At 47.5% G+C, this 21,301-nt stretch carries 19 protein-coding genes and 5 pseudogenes; 6 read left to right on the top strand and 18 right to left on the bottom strand.

What is annotated here, in order from left to right:
• Window positions 1-382 precede the first annotated feature (382 nt).
• Both ACP4IT_RS11885 and ACP4IT_RS11880 read right to left on the bottom strand, forming a co-directional pair.
• Window positions 383-733 carry a DUF5388 domain-containing protein gene (locus ACP4IT_RS11885; protein ID WP_011222016.1) on the bottom strand — a complete coding sequence of 117 codons (351 nt, stop codon included), beginning with the start codon at window positions 731-733 and terminating at the stop codon, window positions 383-385.
• Between the two features lies 1 nt (window position 734).
• Window positions 735-1,535 carry a ParA family protein gene (locus ACP4IT_RS11880; RefSeq protein WP_426855800.1) on the bottom strand — a complete coding sequence of 267 codons (801 nt, stop codon included), beginning with the start codon at window positions 1,533-1,535 and terminating at the stop codon, window positions 735-737.
• An 867-nt stretch (window positions 1,536-2,402) separates the two neighbouring features.
• Here ACP4IT_RS11880 and ACP4IT_RS11875 point away from each other — a divergent pair.
• Together ACP4IT_RS11875 and ACP4IT_RS11870 are read left to right on the top strand one after the other, a co-directional pair.
• Entirely contained in the window at window positions 2,403-2,681 is a 279-nt protein-coding gene (locus tag ACP4IT_RS11875) for a BRCT domain-containing protein (protein WP_020923847.1), read from the top strand.
• Window positions 2,682-2,855: 174 nt separating this feature from the next.
• A pseudogene (locus ACP4IT_RS11870) lies at window positions 2,856-3,341 on the top strand (replication initiator protein A); the annotation flags it as partial.
• A gap of 352 nt (window positions 3,342-3,693) precedes the next feature.
• On the opposite strand, the gene ACP4IT_RS11865 reads toward ACP4IT_RS11870, so the two are convergent.
• From ACP4IT_RS11865 to ACP4IT_RS11830, 8 genes and pseudogenes are all read right to left on the bottom strand, one after another.
• Window positions 3,694-4,863 carry a relaxase/mobilization nuclease domain-containing protein gene (locus tag ACP4IT_RS11865; RefSeq protein WP_048001079.1) on the bottom strand — a complete coding sequence of 390 codons (1,170 nt, stop codon included), beginning with the start codon at window positions 4,861-4,863 and terminating at the stop codon, window positions 3,694-3,696.
• The gene (locus tag ACP4IT_RS11860; protein ID WP_225424887.1) at window positions 4,845-5,198 is read right to left on the bottom strand and encodes a plasmid mobilization protein; all 354 of its coding nucleotides are present in this window, start codon (window positions 5,196-5,198) and stop codon (window positions 4,845-4,847) included. The genes ACP4IT_RS11865 and ACP4IT_RS11860 overlap by 19 nt, the downstream gene beginning before the upstream one ends.
• 467 nt (window positions 5,199-5,665) lie before the next feature.
• Entirely contained in the window at window positions 5,666-5,890 is a 225-nt protein-coding gene (locus tag ACP4IT_RS11855) for a helix-turn-helix domain-containing protein (protein ID WP_024855736.1), read from the bottom strand.
• A 112-nt stretch (window positions 5,891-6,002) separates the two neighbouring features.
• A protein-coding gene (locus tag ACP4IT_RS11850; RefSeq protein WP_100223170.1) for an IS5 family transposase occupies window positions 6,003-6,790 on the bottom strand; the annotation gives its coding sequence in 2 pieces (ribosomal slippage) (window positions 6,003-6,532 and window positions 6,532-6,790; 789 coding nt in all).
• Window positions 6,791-6,864: 74 nt separating this feature from the next.
• Window positions 6,865-8,136 (bottom strand): FAD-binding oxidoreductase, encoded by a 1,272-nt coding sequence (locus tag ACP4IT_RS11845; RefSeq protein WP_426855796.1) that lies wholly within the window; start codon window positions 8,134-8,136, stop codon window positions 6,865-6,867.
• On the bottom strand, window positions 8,133-8,891 hold the full coding sequence (locus ACP4IT_RS11840) for an FAD:protein FMN transferase (RefSeq protein WP_003581705.1): 759 nt from the start codon (window positions 8,889-8,891) through the stop codon (window positions 8,133-8,135). Before ACP4IT_RS11840 ends, ACP4IT_RS11845 begins: the two co-directional genes overlap by 4 nt.
• Window positions 8,888-9,352, bottom strand: a complete 465-nt coding sequence (locus ACP4IT_RS11835; protein WP_016511778.1) for an FMN-binding protein — start codon at window positions 9,350-9,352, stop codon at window positions 8,888-8,890. The genes ACP4IT_RS11840 and ACP4IT_RS11835 overlap by 4 nt, the downstream gene beginning before the upstream one ends.
• Before the next feature lie 256 nt (window positions 9,353-9,608).
• Window positions 9,609-9,833 (bottom strand): annotated as a pseudogene (locus tag ACP4IT_RS11830) (DUF536 domain-containing protein); the annotation flags it as partial.
• Between ACP4IT_RS11830 and ACP4IT_RS11825 the strand changes: the two are divergent.
• Window positions 9,815-10,195: pseudogene (locus tag ACP4IT_RS11825) on the top strand (protein TrsD); the annotation flags it as partial. The pseudogenes ACP4IT_RS11830 and ACP4IT_RS11825 sit on opposite strands and share 19 nt — an antisense overlap.
• A gap of 38 nt (window positions 10,196-10,233) precedes the next feature.
• Here ACP4IT_RS11825 and ACP4IT_RS11820 read toward each other — a convergent pair.
• The 7 genes from ACP4IT_RS11820 to ACP4IT_RS11790 form a co-directional block, all read right to left on the bottom strand.
• Window positions 10,234-10,665, bottom strand: a complete 432-nt coding sequence (locus ACP4IT_RS11820) for a hypothetical protein (protein WP_024855737.1) — start codon at window positions 10,663-10,665, stop codon at window positions 10,234-10,236.
• 15 nt (window positions 10,666-10,680) lie between these two features.
• On the bottom strand, window positions 10,681-12,615 hold the full coding sequence (locus tag ACP4IT_RS11815; RefSeq protein ID WP_016511776.1) for a hypothetical protein: 1,935 nt from the start codon (window positions 12,613-12,615) through the stop codon (window positions 10,681-10,683).
• Between the two features lie 9 nt (window positions 12,616-12,624).
• Window positions 12,625-13,572 carry a glycosyltransferase family 2 protein gene (locus ACP4IT_RS11810; RefSeq protein ID WP_003581715.1) on the bottom strand — a complete coding sequence of 316 codons (948 nt, stop codon included), beginning with the start codon at window positions 13,570-13,572 and terminating at the stop codon, window positions 12,625-12,627.
• The gene (locus ACP4IT_RS11805) at window positions 13,554-14,225 is read right to left on the bottom strand and encodes a phosphatase PAP2 family protein (protein WP_016511775.1); all 672 of its coding nucleotides are present in this window, start codon (window positions 14,223-14,225) and stop codon (window positions 13,554-13,556) included. Before ACP4IT_RS11805 ends, ACP4IT_RS11810 begins: the two co-directional genes overlap by 19 nt.
• Window positions 14,215-14,865 (bottom strand): VTT domain-containing protein, encoded by a 651-nt coding sequence (locus ACP4IT_RS11800; protein WP_003581721.1) that lies wholly within the window; start codon window positions 14,863-14,865, stop codon window positions 14,215-14,217. The genes ACP4IT_RS11805 and ACP4IT_RS11800 overlap by 11 nt, the downstream gene beginning before the upstream one ends.
• Before the next feature lie 216 nt (window positions 14,866-15,081).
• On the bottom strand, window positions 15,082-16,440 hold the full coding sequence (locus tag ACP4IT_RS11795; RefSeq protein ID WP_048001087.1) for a sensor histidine kinase: 1,359 nt from the start codon (window positions 16,438-16,440) through the stop codon (window positions 15,082-15,084).
• A gap of 9 nt (window positions 16,441-16,449) precedes the next feature.
• A complete protein-coding gene (locus tag ACP4IT_RS11790; RefSeq protein WP_426855791.1) occupies window positions 16,450-17,145 on the bottom strand; it encodes a response regulator transcription factor in 696 nt (231 codons plus the stop codon).
• 167 nt (window positions 17,146-17,312) lie between these two features.
• On the opposite strand from ACP4IT_RS11790, the gene ACP4IT_RS11785 reads away from it, so the two are divergent.
• The 3 genes and pseudogenes from ACP4IT_RS11785 to ACP4IT_RS11775 form a co-directional block, all read left to right on the top strand.
• Window positions 17,313-18,236 (top strand): IS30 family transposase, encoded by a 924-nt coding sequence (locus ACP4IT_RS11785; protein WP_024526065.1) that lies wholly within the window; start codon window positions 17,313-17,315, stop codon window positions 18,234-18,236.
• An 847-nt stretch (window positions 18,237-19,083) separates the two neighbouring features.
• Window positions 19,084-20,922 carry a heavy metal translocating P-type ATPase gene (locus tag ACP4IT_RS11780; RefSeq protein ID WP_085763789.1) on the top strand — a complete coding sequence of 613 codons (1,839 nt, stop codon included), beginning with the start codon at window positions 19,084-19,086 and terminating at the stop codon, window positions 20,920-20,922.
• A 37-nt stretch (window positions 20,923-20,959) separates the two neighbouring features.
• Window positions 20,960-21,178 (top strand): annotated as a pseudogene (locus ACP4IT_RS11775) (tyrosine-type recombinase/integrase); the annotation flags it as partial.
• 17 nt (window positions 21,179-21,195) lie between these two features.
• On the opposite strand, the pseudogene ACP4IT_RS11770 reads toward ACP4IT_RS11775, so the two are convergent.
• Window positions 21,196-21,301, bottom strand: a pseudogene (locus ACP4IT_RS11770) (IS30 family transposase); the annotation flags it as partial.

Below are 21,301 nucleotides of genomic sequence, written 5' to 3'. Positions count from 1 at the left end.
TTCGGAATAGGTTATACTAGACAAAAGATCAGCTCCTAAAAGATGGGTTTGTGGTAAACACCATTTTAAAGGAAGCTGATCTTTTTTGTCCGAACAGCGTTCGGATTAATTTTACAATCTACCACACAACCAAAAAGCCATTCATCTCATCACGAGGTGGGTGGCTTTTTTGAGTAAGTTAAGTGACAGCATTGATTGATTGTTATATGATTGTGTATGTCCTAAATGGACACAAGCAACGCTCCTAAGCAAAGCCTGTATGTACTGATTTCAGAAAAGCCCTCTATTCCGCATAATAGAGGACTTTTTTGTGTGCATTCTGCTTAATTTAAACGGACAAGTATACATCTAAAAGGTGAACGTGTCGTCTGAGAGCACGTGATTATTTACTTTTTACTTTGTTAGCATCGCCGGTTTCCAAAGTCTGTATTTGAGTCGTAAGCGTATTTTGTTCAGACTCAGTTAACGATTCAAAAAAAGTTTTTTGTAATTGGGCTAATCCGTTTTGTTGAGTTGAACTATACCCTAAAATTACCATAGCTTTCATAAAGTTTTTTAGATGATTGTCAATTCTGAGCGTAGTATCAAAAGTAACACCATCTATTTGTTTAGACTTCGTTTTGTTTGATTCGTTTAGAGAAGATATGGAAATTTCTTTTTGGGGCTGGGGCGCCGATTTTCTAGGAATTATTTTGCTTTTATTTGAGTTAGGATTGTGTAAAAGTTCCACCATGCTAGTCCGCCCTTTCAATAATTTCTTGTGCCACAGAATCGTATAATCTAATTATTTTTTTATCGAACTGATCTTTTAGAAATACACCTCTGATTGAATATCTTTTGATTCTTTCCATATTACGAATTAGGGTTTTTAACATGTTTTCTTTCCCAAATTCTTCTTCTGCTACTTCTAATGTGCTGTGATCAACAGGCGCCCCATTCTTTAATAGCACAGGAAGTATACCGAGTAAATTCAAACTAGGTGCTTCGTATTCATCGATTACCTGTTCCTGTATATATTTTAGAAACGATTCGGCACCCTGAAGACTGTGCTCTTGAGTTTGAAGGATAATCAGAACCCAATCTGAAGCGTATAAGGCGCTATCAGAAATTAAGGAAATAGTCGGTGGCAAATCAAATACCACAAAATCATATTTTTCTTTTAGTGAAGCAAGTAGCTTGCTAAAATATGTAACTCTATCTTTATAATTATTTTTAAACTTTTTTTCCATAATCCGTGGGTACAATGAAAAATCTGCGCTTGATGGAATAAAGTCAATGTTTTTACCCAAAGTAACCAACGATCTTGATAAGTCCTCTTCTTGGATTGATGCAAGCAAGGTTTGATTAAATTTAATATCATCGTGGCCTAAATTAGCCGCGGTTTTAAAGTAAATATCTGTAGCGTTTGCTTGAGGATCGAAATCAATTAATAGCGTTTTTTTACCAGCACGAGCTAGTGCCAGGCATGCAAGCGTGGCATTTGTTGTTTTACCGGTGCCACCTTTAAAATTTCCAAAAGTAATTACTTCACCCATTATACTGACCTCCAATTAAGTATCCTAATATACAAGGATACTTGGATACAAGGATGATAACATACAAAGATACAAAGATACAAGGATACAAGGATACATTTCTTCTCAAAAGCCGTTAAATTAAGATTGACTGCAAGTATCCTAATATACTTAGATACAAGGATACAAGGATACTTAGATACAAGGATATGAATATACAAGGATACAAGGATACAAGGATACATAAAAAGAAATGTTGATTTATCACCAAACAACGAGTAATATTGGTTACATAAAATAGAACATAAAAAAACACCCACCAACGGGAATCGGTGAGCGCCACAAAAAAGTCATCATTGTTTAATGACTATTATATCATGGCCGGTGCGATTTTTAAAGCCCTAGGGGACAAGCTGGGGTCTAAATCCAAGGGGACACGTTTGCCAGGGCGACTTCAATAAGTCTGGCTATACCACAACAAGGTCATCTGTACGGCTGGGTGGTGAATGGTGAGCGCGACCATTAACGGCGCGGGTGGTAAAACGAAGCTTCGGCTTGGTGCCACTGATTAGTTGGTGATCGAACAAACATAAATACGTATTACCAACGCCTGCTAGGGCGTTTTTTAGTAGGCTAAACCGAAAACGTAGGTTTATAATGAGTGGTGGTAGCAATACCGCAATTGTACAGACAAGCGACGGGCGTTAACGACCGACGAACTAAGGGGAAACTTTTAGTAGTAGAATTGTACTCTGGTTCAGTTATTCCAAATAACTGTTTCCAGGGAACAATTCTGCGCTCAAAACGTCACTCCCTCTAAACTGAATGGAAAACCATAACCCGTCAAGTCAAAACCAACATTAGAATCAAGAAAGTTGATGATTTAAAATGCTTGATTTAAGAGATTGTGAGATTGCTTTTACCGGACGTCTAACTACCATGACTCGGGATCAAGCTTTTAGTTTGGCGAAAGTCTTTGGGGCGAAACCACAAAATTGGGTTACGAAACAGACAGATTATTTAGTGGTTGGGTTAATTGAGACGGCTTTAGGTGAGGAGCCCATCACAAAAAAGTTATTGACGGGAACACCAACGATTTCAGAACGGGATTTTTTGGACTGGTGTCAGGCACGATTGGCGCAATGGTCTAGGAGTTTAGGCGGTTAAATTCACAAAGTGAGTTACTGATTTTTTGGGGATTTTTCATCTAGACCACTCCTCTACCGTCAAATTTCACAAAGGCCAAATAACGGATCGTTGTTTTATCAGGGTGAATGGTGGTTACTTGGGATAAGCCCCATTATGTGAAGTAGAAATTGGTATACTAAAAAAGGCTCCCGGATAGATACTCAAAAGTTGGACTTTTCCACAGCCAATTTCTCACCAGCAGAAATTCAAAAGCAAAACCAGGATTTGGTGAACCATGCTAATGACTTCTTAACTGATGAAGACAGTGGCTTACCGGTTTTCTTAGAACCCGAAGCCGTGCAATTACTAAGTTTCTGGTGCCGCACTCCGCAACAAATGCGCCGGTTTATTGGTATCATCCTGAATGCTAAATATCGAGTTGAAAAGGATCATCAAGATATTGGGGTTCTAATCCCACTGGACGATGAAGAACTTAAACCTTTGATGACTAAAGCCTTGAGACGCTACTTTAACGCCCTGAGAAGCAATGAGAAGCACATCAAGAACGTGGAAAACTACTTGTACGGCACCATGCAAAACCTATTTGGCGTTTGGTGGAATAAACAAGCAGCTAGAGAATATGCGGCCAAACACCCCGAAGAATTCAAAGAGCAAGAGGCTCATTCAGATTGGCTCTAAAATCGTTTATCAGCCGTTTTAACTAACTGACAGATAAATACACCAAGCTTGGTTTGAAATGGCTAAGAAACTATAAATACGGCCAATAATAAGCAAAAAAATGAGTTAATTGGTTCTAAAGACCTGATTTTATGCAAATAGAGATCTAAGTCGTTTTAACCATGAGATAAAATTATCAGTAATTTAGATCATAAAATCCTGCAAAATTGCTGTTAATTAACTGAAATACCTGGTTAATAACCAGAAAACCAGGCCCGTTAGTATGCCAGTCGGGATTACCGCTAACAAATAATTCTTAATTTCATACCACGAGAACCGCTTTTTCGTGGCTTGTAACTGCTGATCCACTTGATCAGCGACTTGGTCCATCGTCTCTTGAATGGTCTGGTTCACTTGGTCGCTGAGTTGGCTGAGGCGCTGGTTGTTTTGGCCTTGCTCGGTTTGAATCTGTTTGAGGGCGGTCAGGTTTTGCTGACTGATCAGGTTGGTCTGCTTTTGGAACACTGCGTAGGCGTTTTGTAAGGTCTGTTTTAATTGGGCCTGCGAGCTGGCGTTGTTGCTGTCTAAGTTGTTTAAGGTCATCTGAAACTCTTGGTTGACTTGTCGGGCGGTCTGTTCGATCTGATGAAGCTGTTGATCGAGGGACGTTTTGGCTGTTGATTGTAGTTGAATCTGAGTGCCCTGGTAATTCCGGAGTTCGGTCAGGGTCTGATTGAGTTGGGTCAGTTGTTGCGTTAATGGCTCGTTTGGGTTGCTGGTTGATTCTTGATTGGGTTTGTCGGCTTGCCAACTCATTAAAAATCGTCTCCTTTTCATAATCGATCCCGAGCTTAGTGCCCCGAGACTTGTAATTGGTGCCTAAAAGCTGATAGGTGAGATTCTTCCCACGCTCCCATACTTTGACTGCCTGCTGCTTCAAATCGTCTTGAAAGGCCTGAAAATCGCGAATAAGGGGGTTCTGCATGGTGTGATCGACGGCTTGGCGGATTTGATCTTTCCAAGTGGGCTGCTGTTTAGCCCGGAGCTTAATTTCAGCCATCGAGCGTTTCTCGTGACGGTTGGGATCGGGTTGCGTGACCATTAAGCCATGTTCCTGGCAGACTTGATCCGTAATGTGGACTAAGTGATCGCGATATTGATGCCAATTACCGTGCATTTTTTGACCGGTTTCCAGGTTAATCGCACCAATGACGGCATGAACATGCAACGAATCGGTATCGGCATGTTCATAAAGGGCCACCTGTTGATTGGGATAGGCTTTGGCATAAACTTCTTTGGCAACGGCTAAAACAGTTGTCTGATCATGAGGATCTTGCGGATTAAATTCCAACGGGCTAAAGGCAATCCGGCTGGCATACGCTTGGGTTTTACCAGAATTGCCATAGACGGCCCGTACTTGTTTAAATTCGCTTTTAGCGTACTGAATATCTAAATTGAGGCCATCTTTTTTGACGGCCCGTTTTTCAGCGTAATTGACTAACCGGGACGCGCTGGTGGAACGTTTTATGTGAGTTGTTGCCATACGCGCTGCACCTCGTTTTGCAAGTCTCTTAATGCTTGGGGATCGACTTGACCACCTTGATTAGCATGATGGGCTAATTGATTGAGATTGCCGCCAATTTTAGCTAATTGATGAGTGATGTTTTGGGCATCTTGGGCGGCAATTTTAGGGGTAACTAAGCGCGCCCCCTGTGCCTTCTTTTTGACAAAAGCCGGCACGGACAGATTTAAAGTTTGCGCCGATCGCGCCAGCTTTAAATAGTCCGGTTCACTCACCCGAAAATTAATTTGTTTGCTAGCCTGACGATGAACCTGAGTCGTCTTTTTTGTGCTAGCCATATTTTGCAGTTCGTTCACAAGTCCCACCTCCGTTGCCCTACGGGCAATGTTATTCGAGATATCAAAAGTCGGGTCAGCCGCAGGCTGACTACCTCCTAATGATAATCGAATAATAGAGGCTTGGCAAGCAACCCGCATGATAGCCACAAGACTACGTTTGTGGCAGCTGCGGTGCTTGCAAGGGGGACAGCTAACGCTCCCCCTTGACCCCCAAGTTAGCTGCGCAATGCCAAAATGGTTAGCCGGTTGGCTAGCCATTTTTTGGCAAATCTTCGCGTTTTTTACTCAAAATTGCTATCGGAATTTGAGTAAAAAAGTCTTCCAGACAGGGGCTGTCGGCCGAATGATTTTGCATCATGAGCATGCCTTCAGCAGGAGCCTTTCAGGCAGAGTTTTGCGCAAACGGCGCAAGCTAATTTAGCTTGATCAAAAAAGCAGCAGTTGATTTAATCAACTGCTGCCAAATCCCCCTTTAAAGGTCTAACTTATTGAGTAAATTCAATTTTAATTGTTTTACCCATAGCATGGGCAATTTCAGCTAGTTTATCAAACGTTACATTATCGCCACGTTCGATTCTAGCAATGGTGGATTGAGGGACGTTTGCTCTTTCAGCTAAATCGGCCTGAGTTAGGCCAGCTTCTTCACGAGTATGATACAACGCTAAGGCACTGGCAGATTTTTCCTTTAAGTAGCAGCCCTGCCATTTCATCAATCCACGATCGTGATAATCATGTTCAAAGAAGTTGCTAACCGCGTCTCAGGAACTAGTTTACATCCAAACAATGTCATTGAAATTTTGAATCTAGTTTCTTAGATGCTGTCTAAAATCTCTTAAGTAATAGTGCTAAAAACGCTAAAACGACCATTTGCAGACTGGTGGTTAATTGACGCTCACAATTTTTCCAAAGTCGCCGACAATTCTCTAGCCAACTAAAAGATCGTTCGACTACCCAACGTTGGGGCATGACTTCGAATCGATGCAACTCATTGCGCTTCGCAACCTGCACGGTTGCGTTTAAATTACTGGCTACATCGAGCTGAAAATTAACGCCTGAATAACCACCATCAACTAAGACATTTTGAACCTGGCGTAAATGCATGGCATGTAAAGCGATCATTGCACTGGCCCCGTCTCGATCAGAGACGTTCGCTCGCGTCATGTGAATGGCCTGCGGAAAGCCATTGATATCAACTGCCAGATGGCGCTTAATCCCCGAGATTTTCTTACCAGCGTCGTAACCTTTGTTTTCAGCAGTAGCGGTGTTTTTGACGCTCTGAGCGTCAACGATAATAAAGGAAGTTAAAGCTGAACGTCCTTGGTAAGTTCGCCGAGCAATGACAATTTTTTTAAAACTTGTTCCAATAAAGAATTAGCCGTAGGCTCAGCTTTAGTTGACCAAATTTTGTAATAGTTGTAAACTGACCGCCATTCTGGGAAATCACCGGGGACTTGACGCCATTGGCAACTGGTTTTCAAGACATATAGGACCGCACAGAAGACCTCGTAGAGGTCATATTTTCGAGGCTTAGTTCGCTTACGAAAATTTTCTAAAGCTGGTCGAATTAATTCAAATTGTTGCCGAGTAATATTGCTGAGATAATTTTTCATAGCTTAAACTCGCTTTTTACATAGAAGTATATCAAAAATCATAGATCTTGGACAGCTTCTTAGAATTGCGATCATTACCAGCTAAACTCCTCATAGTATACTCGTTCCTCATTGATCCCATTATTCAGCAATTGTTTTTGCCAACTCTGCCCCAGCGCTAGCGGGCCTGACAACAGATAGGTTACATTGGGTCGAATAAGGTCACGCGGTACACTGCGGAAAAACCGCCCTTGCTGAATGTGCACGGTTAAATTGTTTCGTTGTGCTGCCAAGGTTTCAATTTCCTGTTGGTAGATCAACCCTGCCTTGCTATGGGCGGAATAATACAGAGTGATACGGCGGTTTGGCAGCCCACGCATTAATGAAATCATTGGAACTATACCGCTACCGCCCGTAACTAGAACCAACTCGTCATCAGGATGTTGTTTTATGATGGGGTTAAACCGACCATAACCGCCATCGATCAAAACCTTTGACCCTACCTTGGCGTGTTGAACGGCTCGGGAAAAGTCACCGTCTCCGCGAATTGCCAGCGTAATGGTTCCGTCTACTACGCTGTTCAAAATGGAAAATGGATGCAATTCTTTCAGGTGGTCAATGTTAGGAAAATTAACAAATACGTAGTCACCAGGATACAATTTCAGTGCATGATGCGACTTGAATTGAATCGTCAGCTCATAGAAGTTAGCTGCAATGGGTTGAATGGCTGTGAGTTTTCCTTGGGCTAAGCCGTATCGACTGCGCAACTTTTGTAGTAGGTAGGCACCCGTCACAAAAATGGTGTAGCCATTAAACAACCAAATATAAATGGTCATATTAGTGATATAGCTGATCAGTTGAACGTGGATGAAAACGAGAAGCACTGCAATCAAATTTAGCCTGTGAATCCATACGGATAACTCATGTTTAAACAAGATTTCCAATTGTTTTTTCAACCATAGCAACGGCTTGAACCGACTTGTTAGCCAGCCGGCCATAAATACCAAAGAATAAACCAGTAATCCCCAAAAGAGGTCAAATGCCCAGTTGCCAGTGGTTTTAATCCATCCATATGAACTTGTGCCTTCCTTGTGTAAGTAAGCTAATGCAATCGCAAGCATGCTGAGAACACCGTGGATAAAATAGATGCTGGGTAGGCCAATTAGTCTGTCAAGCCATTTCGGTTTGGTTGCCAAATATACCGCCAGTAGCATCCATACATAAGCGATCGATCCTATTTGAATTGCAAGGGACGTGCTGGTGTATAGACTGGGCAGTTCTACTGCCATGGCTTGAACCAGTGGCAGTGGAATAACAAAGAGGATCACGCCCCAAGTCAGAATTTGCCATACGGTCATTTTTTTCATGACTGGTCACCGTCAATCATGATCAATTTGTGAGCTGCTGTGAGCAAAATAGCGTTCAACTTGTGCGTTTCAGCAAAGGTTTGAAACGGTATTTGGCCCATGGAAATTGCGGTTGTGGCCAACATGTCGGCATCAATTAAGTTTGTGGCAATGATCGTGGCTTGGGTCAGGGTATTTGCCGAATCAAGCCGGCGAATATGGTCGCCCCTTTTTGACGATCCCGAAGTGGCCACCGCGCCATTGGCGATCTTGATCTCCCGAAGCATTTGGCCAGTATCTTCTGGGTCTTCGATACCAATCGGCCATTCGTACCCGCTGTCAACCAGCGCGCCAACCCGAATATCACCGGCACCGTTTAGGGCCACCGCGATGGCTCCGGTATTAAGCAACGGTTTTAGGTAAGTTTGAAATGCTCTTTCGATGGCCCACCCTTTTACGATGCCGGTGGGGTCGTATTGACCACTAAAGTTTGCGGTAAAAGCCCCGCTTGTCATTTCTTCCGCGATGACTGTCAAAGCAAAAACTTCCTGAAATTCAGCGTTAAAGTTAGTAACGGCGAGTGAATGACGTTGGTATTGGGTAACTAGCGAATCTGAGCGAAATGGTGAAAATAGATGGTCCACATGATCGAGATATGTTTGAATAAGAGTAACTGTTGTATGCCAACGTGATTCTGATAAGCTGTCGGGTTCACTAACAATCATAATGGTAAATGGCATTGTCATGGATTCAATTGTCTGCTGGTAAGTTTTCATTGGTCATTCGCCGCCTTTTTCAATGCGTTTTTCAGGGATCCGGTGAAGCCCTTGTATGTTTCACTGGCACCGGAAACCAACTTAATATTGGCACTCTGCGCAGTAATTGCTTCAGACTTATACGTCGGCAATGCCTGACTGCTGATCTGCTTATCGCGACGATTAACGTTTGGATATTTCAGAACAGTAACCTTAGTCAATTTGCCATTGGTCACAACCGCTTGGACCTGCACGTTGCCCCACTGAGTACTGACAGTTGAGCCAGTATACGTGCCATCCTTGTATTTTCTGGTTGAAGTCTTGCTGGTAGAGTTGGGACTGGACGATGTGGTCGTTGTACTCGATTGAGACGTCCTTTGAGCATCAGAACTAAGCTTTCCTCTAATAAATAAAAAGTAGTTATCGATGATGATGGCTGTCACAATCGCGAAGGTCAAGATCCCCACAACAAATTTTTTCATTGTATTCACCTCTAGATATAATTATATCTAAATATAATATATGAAATTTTTGCATATAATATATGAAATTTTGCCGGTTGTTCCTTAAATTTAGCTTAAAGCAATTTTTTACTGAAACTTGAAAGAGGCTGGGACATAAGTCCCGCCGATAAATAAACTGAGACGGATTTTGGTTCTATAATATTTGGTACTGATAGAAATTTTTCTATCCTAAGTACCAATTTTTATTTTATGCCTTGAATTTACACTTTAATTTTTACCAAAAATGCCACCAACTCTTATTGGGTTTATTTTTATGCATTCTTTTTTGTTTTTCACTATTCGACAAGGCATCGTCCTTGTCGTTTGATTGTTGCTGCTGATCTATCAATTTTGTTAGATGATCTATTTGGCGGTCTTTGCTACTTATTTGTTGGTCTTTGGCAGCAAGCTGTTTGTCACGTTGAGACTTTAAATCTTCTACTTCTCGTCTTAGAACCGACGATTCCCGTCAATATGACGGCTTATCTTAATGGTCTCAAACGGCGGTATTTCGCCTTACAAAAAGGCCACCCGGAGCAACAGTTCAAAATCCAGCTCATAGCCAGTTACTTGGATCACTTTACTAAAGTCCAAGAATCCAAAAACATGACGACTAAGCAACATCTGCTAATCGTTAAGGTGCCAATTAAGGACAAAAGTGTTAAGAGCTTAAACATAGCGGTCACTCATTTAGACGAAAAGATCGAACAGGTTAAACGGGATATTGAAAATGCGTTAACGGACTTTGATGTGACGGCCAAAGTGTTGACTAGTCAAGAAGTCCAAGAGATTTTAAAGAACTTGATCAATTTTAATGGATAGGAGGCAACAGTATGAGTTTTGGTGATAAGGTCATTGATTTATTTATGCCAACTAAAAAAGAAAGACATCAAGGCAACCGCGGGTCGATTCAAATCGCCGGGCCGGTGAATGTGCTGACTGGCTTCACCGAGGGACTGAATGACGGGACCAAGGAAACCGTTGATGTCAAAGTTGACCGGCACCGCATGTACGAAGAGTTCGTCGCGTTCGAAGCGAAAATTAGTTTGCTGAAGCCGTAATTGAGCACGATGACGACGACCTGGTCGATCAGCTTCACAATCAGCGGCGAACCGTGCATTAAGGTGAGGCCGATGAACAAAATCGCCGTGTCCGCCAGCAGTGACGCGCCGCGCAAGGTGAGTCAGGCCGAAGAACAGCACCACATTAATGCCGGTGGTGAAGCCCCCAACAATCAGGTAGCGCAAGGCTGTACCGTATTTGCTGTAAAGGGTAGTGATTGGTTTTTCCATAAAAAGGCTCCTTTCTCAGCGCTGCATGCAGGTATAAATCAACGAGGTGGTGGGCTGCGATTGGCCGTTCACCGTTAGCGGGTGAGCAGCGAGCTGATAATGGTAGGTGTGGGTCACATCGACCTGCTGGCCGCGGGTGGTGAGGTTTTGAACGGTAATCCGATATTTCCCAGCGGCGAGCTGGTGGTGCAGGCGGGCCACACTGCCAGCCATCGTTAACCGATAATGTTGCCCGGTGGCAAGGGTAGTGAGGGTGACTTGCACCTGACTACCAGCATGAATCTGAACGGAAAAATAGTTCGCTGGCGCGTTCACATCGACCACCTCTGCCAGCACGGTGCCTGGCGTCACGGTCTTGGGCTTGGCGTGATACTGCACGGATAGCTGACTGCGCTGGGCGGCAATCACTTGCTTTTGTGGCATCTGAGCGCCAAGCACACCAGCGGCCCCAAAGGCGACGAGTAAAGCAGTGGCGCTATTGAGGAGGCTAGCTTGGTTCGCCCAGCGGGGACGCGACTGTCTGGCCTGACGCGGGATGGCCGCCAAAGCCACCCAGAGGAGCGGCAAAATGGCTTGACCATAGCGCGGTTCAACTTCCCACAGTAGGGTGTGGAAAGCCAGGTAGCCAAGGGCAGTGGTCACCGCCAGCAGTGCAAGGATTTGATGCGGGTCGGTCAGATCTGGCCGCCACCGTAAGAGCTTCAGCATCAGTGCGCCCCACATGAGCAGGGTCGCGGCCACATAGCCAATCACGGTCAGTCCCTGATAGAAGCCAGCATGATTACTGTACCAACTAGGCGCGGCGCGGAAGCCGCCGTTGTACCAGCGCTGAATGCCTTGGACATTGAGCACGATGCCTAACTTCACTACCCACAACCGGATGACGCCAACCACCCCGAGAGTTTTGATGCGCTTGGGGATGGTTTTCAAATTGTACCGCTGGCGGGCGGCTTGGCTGGGCAGCTTGATAGCACGTCCGACATCCTTGCCGGAGTAGCCGCCGTTGCTGTGCTGGTTGTAGCCCATCAAGATCCAGTTGGTCGCCGGGAACGAAAAGGCGGTGCGGGGTTGATAATTGGCTGCCACGTCAATGACTTTGGTCGCCGGCAGACTCAGCCCGAAGCCCAGCACAATCAAGAGGATGGGCAGGGTCAGTTTGGCTTGTCGCCAGAGGTGCTGACGGGCCAGAATCAGGCCGACAATCAGCAGAGCTGGCAACAAGACCACCAGATTAGGCTTGAGCATGGCGCCGAGCATCACGGCAACAACTAGTCCGCTGCCGGCAAACCAGCGCTGGCGCGACGTTTTCTGCGACCAGTTCAGCAGACTCCGCATGATGATGAGCAGCACCAGCATCGTTGGCAAGTCAGAGTAGAAGACTTGCAGGTAGTAGGTGTAGGCAAACGGCGTCAAGGCGAAAAAACCGAAGGCCACGACCAGCAGGCTGGCGCGCTGGCTGAGCTGCCAAATCGTATGCAGCGCCAGGGCAATAAAGCTGTCCAACACCAAGATACTCAGCAGGTGCACCGAAAGATTGGTGCTTAAGCCCACCAGTTGCGTCAGCCGCAACCACAGGGAGAGCAGATAAGCCAGCGGCACGTTATTGGCGTAGCGCCAGAAGTAGGTGATATCCCAGGTCATGTGGCCGGCGGCGAGCTGGTCGGCTTGCGACAGTACCCGGTACGGATCGTGGTAAACGGTGTTGGGCATCACGTGCAACACGACCACCTGGGCAATCAGCATCGCCAGTAAGCCAAGGCCAATGCCCCAGCGCAGCTGCCTTGTAGACAAATGGTCAAGTCGGGGCGCCCCGAAGTAAAGCCCCGCGCCCAGGAGCACTACCACCAACAGCGCCGGCACCCCGAGCACACTGGTCAGGTTACCGATGCTGCCAATGAGCAGGCAGAGGATTAAAATTGCTGGCAGAAAGGCGGGTTTAATCTTTTTCATACCCTCACCTTAATCCAGAATCGTTTGCACCGTGTAGCGCGGGCGATGTTTAACTTCGGTGGTGAGCTTGCCGATGTATTCACCAATCACCCCGAGGCTGATCATTTGGATGCCCCCAACGAACCACAGCGACACCATCAACGCCGACCAGCCGTGCACGGTGAGCCCCAGCATTGTCATGACAATGGCGTAAACCACCATGCCCACCGCCAGTAGGCAAGACAAGGTACCCAGAATGAGAATGAACCGCACCGGCGCTATCGTCAGGCTGGTAATCCCGTCCCAGGCAAAGGCCAGCATTTTTTTCAGCGGGTACTTGGATTCGCCCGCCATGCGCGGGGTGCGCTTGTAGAAGACTTCGGCAGTTTTGAAGCCAAGCTTAGGAATCAGGCCGCGAATGAAAATGTTACGTTCCGGGTACTGAAGGAAGGTTTCAACCGCGCGCTTGGACATCAGGCGAAAATCCGCGTGATTCGGCACCAGTTCAACCCCTAGCAGCTTCAGGACTTTGTAGTAGCCTTGGGCCGTGGTGCGCTTGAACCAGCTGTCGGTTTCCCGATTATTCCGGACACCGTAGACGATATCGGCGCCATCTGCGTAGGCATCCACCATGTCGACGATTTTGTCAGGATCATCTTGCAGGTCAGCATCGATGGTGACAATCATGTCCGCGGTTTTCACGGCTTCACTCATGCCGGCGATCAGCGCCGACTGATGACCGAAGTTGCGAGAAAAGCGTAGTCCCCGAATCCGGGAATTCGCGGCGTGCAGGTTTTCGATGATTTCCCAGGTGTGATCCTTGGAGCCATCATCGACGATCAGGATGTCGGCGCGCTGGCCCAGAACGGCTTGCGCGGCGATTTGGTCTTCAACGGCCAGTAATTTTTGCACCGAGGAGGTCAGCACCTCTTCTTCATTGTAGGCTGGAACGACAATCGTTAATTTTGATGTGGCCATGATTTCAACATCCTTTCCGGTAAAAACTGACGCATTTTAGTTTGAATAAAGGCTTGAACAGGCGTGACGAGCAGCCACCAACCGCCAGCTAAGCACACGCTGGCAAGCACATCAGAGAGGTAGTGGTCGCGCAGATACACCCGCGAAATGGCCACCATGGCAATCCAGCCAATGCCAATCAATATGGTAATCAGCTGGCTTTCTTGATCTTGAATGTGTGGTAGGCATAGCGTCCACAAGGTGAACACGAGCAGCGCCGTGCAAAACGTGTGGCCGCTGGGGAAGCTAGCGCCGTGATCCAGCACCAGCTGATGGAGCGGGCGACTGCGGTCAATCAGCAGCTTGAAGCCTTCCGTGATGGCGGAGCCGCCCAGCTGCAGGCCAGCGAACCACAGGCTGATGACTGGGCCTTGTTTGAGCCACAACCACAGGCACAACAGCGCAGTGAGGCCGATGACGGTGGCAGGACTGCCAAGGGTGGCGACGACTTTGAAAATCGCGGTATTCGTCGGATCAATGGCGCGCGTGGCCAAAGTGCTGGCCGCGGCATCCAATTGCGCAAGCCAGGCGGCATGCGTGATAACGCCGAGGGCTAAGGCGGCAAAGACAATCAGGCTCAGCCCGCCTAGCAATGTTTTGGTTTTAGTCGGCATCGTCGGCACCTCCGCGATGGCGCAGCGCCATGAAGGCGGCAGGCGCTAAGGAAATGACCACGATGGCCAGCATGATCAGTTCGAAATGGGTTTTAACGACAGCAATGTTGCCGAACAGGTAACCGGCGCCGAGGGCTACCGCCATCCAGGTGATCCCGCCAAGTACGTTGTAGGCGGCAAAGTCGCGGTAGCGCATCTGGCTCACGCCAGCGGTGAAGGGGATGAAGGTGCGGATGATCGGCATGAAGCGGCCAAGGAAAATCGCGGCTTTCCCATGCTTGTCGAAGAAGCGCTGCGAACGTTCGAGGTAGGCGGGTTTGATGAAGCGGCTGAGCTTGGCGCTGTGCGCGAGGCGCAGCCCGAAGTGTTCACCGATTTCAAAGTTAAGCGAATCTCCAAGCACCGCGGCCACGCTGAGCAGGCCGAACAGCACCCAGATGTTCAAACTGTGATTGGCCATCGCCGCCAGCGAGCCGCAGAGAAATAGGAGCGAGTCGCCAGGCAGAAAGGGCAGCACCACGACGCCGGTTTCAATGAAGATCATGGCGAACAAGCCAAGATAGATGAGTGAGCCGAATTGACTGATGAGCTGCGGCAACAATTGATTAAGGTTAGGTAGCAGTGTAATGAGTGCGGTCATGATGTGTTCCCCCTTGACTGAACTTTCAGGATGAACCCAGCATAACAACAATCCCGCGGTGCGCCCACTCATGAAAACTAACCCGAAACTCAATAATCTTCAGCTTTCACCGCGGCAGTGCCAGTATCAAGGGTGATTTAGCTGAAAAATATTCAGATTACTAATATTCGGCGAAAAAAAACCGCTCAAAAATATTTTTGAGCGGCATGAAAAAGTTTATTTGGTGGAGAAAATCAACGTGAAAATGGTGCCCTGCGGCTGATCGTCGGCGACCGTTAGCTCACTATTGCTGAGCTGAGCGAGTTGCGTGGCAATGGCTAGCCCTAAGCCGGTGCCAGCTACCGTGCCGCGCACATCGGCGCTGCGGTAGAAGCGCTCGAAGATGTGGCTTTTATCTTCAGCACTGATGCCGCTACCTTGATCTTTCACCGCCAGGGCCGCCGCCTCATTAGCCTGTTGGGTGAGGGTGACGGTAATTTGGCTGGCCGCTGGCGAATACTTCGCGGCATTGGTGACTAGGTTGACCAGAATTTGCTCAATCGCGCTTTCGTTGCCGGTGATATGGATGTCAGGCTGAATCTCGGTGGTGACGGTTTGTTCGAAGGTCCCAGCAATTTTTTGCATGATGGTAGTCACTGTGGCACTGAGATCAAGCGGGGTCAGGTCAAGCGCGAGCCGGTCGGCGCGGGAAAGTTGCAGGAGCTCATCAATCAAGTGCTGCATTTGCCGGGATTCCTCGGTGATGTAGCCCACCGACTTGGTAATGATTTCCGGGTGATCCTTGCCGTGACGTTCGATCAACTGGGCGTGGCTGCGAATAGTGGCAATCGGAGTGCGCAGCTCATGGGCGGCGTTCATCACGAACAGTTTTTGCTGCTCCTGGCGTTCATTCAACATGCTCAGCAACTCGTTGAAATTACCAGCGAGTTCCGTCACCTCAGTCGGTTGCGCCGGGACCGGTAGCCGCATCGCACCAGGTTCTTTGGCGCCGGCAATCATCTGGGTCGTGTGAGACAGCGTGGTCAGAGGATCAGTCAGTCGCTTGGTCAGCTGGCGAATGTACAGCGGCGTGGCCAGCAGCGTCACCGCCAGCAGGATGGCAGTGACTTCAATCACCCGCAGCAGCACCGCCAGCTGGGGATTCATGTTTTGCCACAACGTGTAGTAAATCCCGCGCGCGTGCACCATGCGATGGTACAGCAGCCCGATGCCTGGGCGATAATAGACATTGGTTAAAAACGGCACCTTAGTGGGGGTCACTTTTAATACTTTTTCCGCGTGCGGGGAGAAGTATTGGCTGACCTTGGCATCGGCGCGCTTGTTGTGGACATAAACATAAGTGGCGCTGGTGTCCAGGGTGCTGTTTTTGCGCCAGCTTTCCCAGTCATCATCGCCATCAATGTCGGTTTGCTTGAGACTGGCGGTGATATGACTGGTGGTGGTTTGAACCTCTTCCAGCAGCTGATGGCCCACGGCGATGATGATGGCAGCGCCGAGCAGCAAGGTGACAATGATGATGAAGCGCATCAGGCTGCGCAGCATGATGGCTGCGCTAGATTGTTTGTCTTTTTTCATATTAGGGCCTTATTCCGCCACGTGTTCGGAAAGCATGTAGCCCACGCCGCGGACAGTGTGAATCAGCTTAGGTTGGTTGGGAGTGTCGATTTTGCTCCGGAGATTGCGGACATAGACGTCCAGGATGTTGGGTTGGCCGTCAAAATCGACGCCCCACACAGTGTCTAACAAATCCTCGCGTGAACAGGGCTCGTTTTGATGACTGATGAGTGCCACCAGCAGCTCGTATTCTCGCTGGGTGAGGGGGATGATGGTACCGCCCCGGGTGACGCGTTTGGTGTCCGTATCCACATTCAAATTGCCAGCAGTATACACGGCGGCAGTGGTGGCCGCCGGCTGCGAATGGCGCAGGGCCACTTCGACCCGGGCAATCAGTTCTTCCATTTCAAATGGTTTGGTGACATAGTCGTCGGCGCCGCCGGTCAGCCCGGCCACCTTATCGCCGATGTAATCGCGCGCCGTCAGCATGATGATCGGCACCTGGCTGGTTTTGCGAATGCGGCGCAGCATACTGAAGCCGTCCAGGTGCGGCAGCATCCAGTCCAAAATGATTAAATCAATCTGGGTCTCGTTTTTCCGGAACATGTCCAGCGCGATTAGGCCGTCATTGGCCCAGAGCACATTGAAGTTCTCGAGCTCGAATTCGGTTTTGAGTGAGTCGGCTAAGCCCGCCTCGTCTTCGACTAGTAAAATGGTGGATTTCAATGGTCTTCTCCCTATGTGAATCGTGGTACTGTCAAACGTGCCTGTATTTACCTTGTTTTATTTATTAGGCAGATTGTAAAATTTAAGTTGAACATTTAAGTGGACAGAAAAAACCATCAAGGTCTTTACTGGTGTTACCACACAATCCATTAGAAAGAAGGACCTTGATGAGCACCACTATTTTATCATTCCAGAACCGTGTTGTCATTGAAACGCTTCATAATGAAGGACGTTCCTTGCGATACATCGCTAACTACTTAGGCTTTAGTAAGACCACCATCTTTAACGAACTTCACCGGCTAAATAGTGAGTACCAGGCTGGGCTAGCGCAAACTGACTTTGAACGAAAGGTTAGTCAACGGGGGCGGAAGTCTTCGCTCACTAAAAAACTTAAACACTTGATCGAGGGAAAGATTCAAGTCCAGAAGTGGTCCCCTGAACAAGTTGCCCATGTGGTGGGGATTGCCTACAAGACGGTCTATAACTGGATTGATCAAGGATGGCTTGATATACAGTTGACCGATTTGCCTGATCATGGAATTCGTCGTCATCGTGCTAAAGAAAAGCGTGGTACGTTCAATCACGGCCGCTCCATTGAGGAGCGGCCTCATAAAGTCGAAACTCGCCAGGAATTCGGCCACTTTGAAGCTGATACCGTACTTTCTGGTAAACGTAAAGGTCAAGCTGTGGCTACTTTTGTGGAGCGTAAGAGTCGCCTGACAATTGTTAAACGGCTCCATGGTCGCGACAGTCAGTCCATGACTCAAGCCGTACTTGAACTAGCTAGTCAACTTCAAGACAAGCTCAAGACGCTTACCGTAGATCATGGTAAAGAGTTCGCTAACTATCAGACAATTGAACGGCGAACTGGTACACAGGTTTATTTTGCCCATGCCTATTCACCGCATGAAAGAGGCAGTAATGAGAACCGTAACCGAGTTTTGCGGCGCTTTATTCCCAAAGGCCAAGCCATTGAAGAGCTAAGTGATCACCAATTGGTTCAAATTAATTGGTATTTGAATTCACGGCCACTTAAATGTCTTAATTGGCATACACCAATCGAGATCTTCTTGCTTAATTTACGTCATTAAATTCGTTCAAGTTATTTCTTGCAATCTGCCAAATAATAAACCTGCTACTGAGTATATACACTCTATATAACAATTAATTCGTGGTTCTTCCTACCTTTGTGGGTAGTCCCCACGCGTAAATTTCCGACTAGCAATCGGTACATTCCTCCGAGTTATTCCTCGAAGCACTCAGCACCCTGACTAAATCAGGTTTAATCGGCATTGTCCGTTGAATTCTGTTTGTGCTAACTCAAAATCAGTAGCAGAATTTCCTTCTTTCCGTTGGTTGAATTCGCCGAACGCCATACTGAAAAGTGACTTATACATTGCCTAATCGCATTGGTGTTGATCTACAATTTAGCGCTGATTAGTGTTTCTAATGGTACTCGCCTTGTCATTGACAAGCGACCACGCTGACACACCACGTAACGATTAATGGTTACATTTATCTTGCTAATGGATAACCCCCTTGATACACCAGATAAGTCCGACCAGTGACTCAGTTCGCCCAGCAAGTTTAAAATGGCGTCCATGGTACAAAAAAACACGCAACAAGGGTAACGGATTACCACCTGTACAGCGCGCCTGGTCTTATACAAATGCTGATTTCAGTATTTTTTCTGATATCTAGTGTTCATGTATAAGTATACTAGTATTAGAAGTAAAATCGCTTGTTTAATGGGCGTTTAAGCTTATCAGGTTAAGCCTAAGCGCGCCTTTTTCATTCCAAAAGCGGTCATTATTTCAGAAAATAGTTATAATTTTTCGTAACTATTAGAATTTTATTTAGTAAATAAATTGCATTTCATGTTAGGATTATAACAATCATAGAGGAATCAGTTACATAACACAAGAGGAGGGGTTTTCGATGCGCCATTATTATAAACTCACGTTAACGGTCAGTGTCGGGATCATTGCGCTAATTCTTCAGTTTGGCTTTCACCAACAGCTGGCTGCCCAGCTGATTATTACGTTGTGGGGCTCCGTTATGGCCCTATCAATGCTGGTTGAGATGGTCAAAACGTTACGGTCCGGTAAGTACGGCGTCGACCTACTTGCAATCACTGCCATCGTCGCCACCCTGGCTGTCAGCGAGTATTGGGCCGGCCTAGTGGTCCTAATCATGCTGACCGGTGGGGATTCTTTGGAGGACTACGCTGCTAAGCGTGCCAACACCGAATTAAAGGCTTTGCTCGATAATTCACCACGGACCGCACACCGCATTCAGAACGAACAGTTAACCGATATTGCGGTCGAAGACGCGGTCGTGGGGGATCAGTTAGTGGTTAAGCCTGGCGAACTGGTGCCCGTCGATGGTCACTTGATCGATGGCACTGCCATGTTTGACGAATCTTCACTGACTGGGGAATCCAAGCCGGTTGAAAAAGCCGTCGGTGATGATTTAATGTCCGGAGCGGTCAACGGCGATAGTGCCGTTACGATGATCGTTGACAAGCTCGCCGCCGATAGCCAGTACCAGCAACTGGTCAAGTTGGTGAAAGAATCTGAATCACGCCCCGCCAAGTTCGTACGGTTAGCCGATCGGTACGCGGTTCCGTTTACCTTAGTTGCGTACGTGATTGCGGGCATCGCTTGGCTCATCAGCGGTGATCCGCACCGGTTCGCCGAAGTTCTGGTCGTAGCTTCACCGTGTCCATTAATTCTGGCCGCACCAGTCGCCCTCGTCTCAGGCATGAGTCGCACTAGCCGGAACGGGATCGTCGTTAAAACTGGTGACATGCTTGAAAAAATGTCGACTGCCAAATCGGCCGCCTTTGATAAGACCGGAACGATCACTAGCGGCCAACTAACCGTGAATGACATCGTTCCCCAGGCTGGTTTTACCCCAGATCAGATTTTACACTTGGCCGCCAGTGCCGAACAAAATTCCAGCCACATTTTAGCCCGTTCCTTAGTTAAATTTGCCAACGACCAACCCCTCAGCCCCGTCGCCGACCTCGAAGAAGTCACCGGTAACGGGGTCACCGCCACGGTCGACAACGCCGTCGTTAAAGTCGGGAAGCTAAAATTCGTCGATCCAGAAACCACGACGGCACCACTCGCACAAACGGCGATTTACGTCGCCGTTGATGGCCGTTACGCCGGCTACGTGACCTTTATCGACAACGTTCGGCCAGAAGCCGCTGCCACGTTACAAGCCCTGCACGCTGAAGGCGTTAAAAACGTGATGATGCTGACCGGGGACCAACAAGCGATTGCCGACAACATTGCCGAAGCCGTCGGAATCGATACGGTGGCTGCCGATTTACTTCCGGCGGACAAGATCAAGCACTTAAAGGCCGTTACTAAGGATGAACGTCCGGTTATCATGGTCGGCGACGGGGTCAACGACGCCCCATCACTGGCCGTGGCGGACGTCGGCATCGCCATGGGGGCGCACGGTTCCACCGCGGCCAGTGAATCGGCCGACGTCGTGATTTTAAAGGACGACCTCAGCCGCGTGGTCACCGCGATTCAAATTGCCAAAGACACCATGCAAGTGGCTAAGCAGGCCGTTTGGATTGGGATCGCCATCTGTACGATTCTAATGCTGATTGCCAGTACCGGGATCATCCCGGCCCTCTTCGGCGCAATGCTTCAAGAAGTCGTTGACACGGTTTCGATTCTTTGGGCACTCCGAGCTTTACGTGACCGCCCAAATTCCAACGTTAAACCGCTCAAACCAACGACCGTACACCAAAACTAAGGACGTGACACTATGCCCCAATTACCCGAATGGCTCCAAAATTATGAGTAAGGTTGGCGATCTATTAGGAATTAATTATCTAGGTACTCATACAATGCGCAAAACTGGGGCTTATCGTGTTTATACGCAATCAAATTACAATATTGGCCTAGTCATGCACCTACTAAATCACTCAAGTGAAGCCATGACTTTAGCTTATTTAGGCTTGGATCAAGCAAGTACAGAAAACATGTTGAACCAAATTGATTTTGGGTAAATTGGTAGATTGCAAATTTAATCCGAATTTTTGGACAAATTTGTCAGCATAACCTGATACGGTGTTTGCCAGTCGAGTATTTTAAGCGGTCGCTGGTTAATTTGGAGTAACGTCGTCGTTAAA

This window comes from Levilactobacillus sp. LN180102 (genome assembly GCF_050106635.1).
Lineage (GTDB): Bacteria > Bacillota > Bacilli > Lactobacillales > Lactobacillaceae > Levilactobacillus > Levilactobacillus brevis.
The sequence above is the reverse complement of the archived record's forward strand: the minus strand, read 5'-3'. Positions and strand labels throughout refer to the sequence as shown.

What these genes read in the sequence shown, in the direction of transcription:
- ACP4IT_RS11800 (WP_003581721.1), bottom strand. Translation starts at nt 14,865, where the DNA reads ATGACCGCACTCATTACACTGCTACCTAACCTTAATCAATTGTTGCCG.
- ACP4IT_RS11885 (WP_011222016.1), bottom strand. Translation starts at nt 733, where the DNA reads ATGGTGGAACTTTTACACAATCCTAACTCAAATAAAAGCAAAATAATT.
- ACP4IT_RS11785 (WP_024526065.1), top strand. Translation starts at nt 17,313, where the DNA reads ATGAGCACCACTATTTTATCATTCCAGAACCGTGTTGTCATTGAAACG.
- ACP4IT_RS11815 (WP_016511776.1), bottom strand. Translation starts at nt 12,615, where the DNA reads ATGAAAAAGATTAAACCCGCCTTTCTGCCAGCAATTTTAATCCTCTGC.
- ACP4IT_RS11835 (WP_016511778.1), bottom strand. Translation starts at nt 9,352, where the DNA reads ATGAAAAAATTTGTTGTGGGGATCTTGACCTTCGCGATTGTGACAGCC.
- ACP4IT_RS11795 (WP_048001087.1), bottom strand. Translation starts at nt 16,440, where the DNA reads ATGAAAAAAGACAAACAATCTAGCGCAGCCATCATGCTGCGCAGCCTG.
- ACP4IT_RS11840 (WP_003581705.1), bottom strand. Translation starts at nt 8,891, where the DNA reads ATGAAAACTTACCAGCAGACAATTGAATCCATGACAATGCCATTTACC.
- ACP4IT_RS11865 (WP_048001079.1), bottom strand. Translation starts at nt 4,863, where the DNA reads ATGGCAACAACTCACATAAAACGTTCCACCAGCGCGTCCCGGTTAGTC.
- ACP4IT_RS11780 (WP_085763789.1), top strand. Translation starts at nt 19,084, where the DNA reads ATGCGCCATTATTATAAACTCACGTTAACGGTCAGTGTCGGGATCATT.
- ACP4IT_RS11880 (WP_426855800.1), bottom strand. Translation starts at nt 1,535, where the DNA reads ATGGGTGAAGTAATTACTTTTGGAAATTTTAAAGGTGGCACCGGTAAA.
- ACP4IT_RS11805 (WP_016511775.1), bottom strand. Translation starts at nt 14,225, where the DNA reads ATGCCGACTAAAACCAAAACATTGCTAGGCGGGCTGAGCCTGATTGTC.
- ACP4IT_RS11845 (WP_426855796.1), bottom strand. Translation starts at nt 8,136, where the DNA reads ATGAAAAAAATGACCGTATGGCAAATTCTGACTTGGGGCGTGATCCTC.
- ACP4IT_RS11820 (WP_024855737.1), bottom strand. Translation starts at nt 10,665, where the DNA reads ATGGAAAAACCAATCACTACCCTTTACAGCAAATACGGTACAGCCTTG.
- ACP4IT_RS11875 (WP_020923847.1), top strand. Translation starts at nt 2,403, where the DNA reads ATGCTTGATTTAAGAGATTGTGAGATTGCTTTTACCGGACGTCTAACT.
- ACP4IT_RS11855 (WP_024855736.1), bottom strand. Translation starts at nt 5,890, where the DNA reads ATGAAATGGCAGGGCTGCTACTTAAAGGAAAAATCTGCCAGTGCCTTA.
- ACP4IT_RS11810 (WP_003581715.1), bottom strand. Translation starts at nt 13,572, where the DNA reads ATGGCCACATCAAAATTAACGATTGTCGTTCCAGCCTACAATGAAGAA.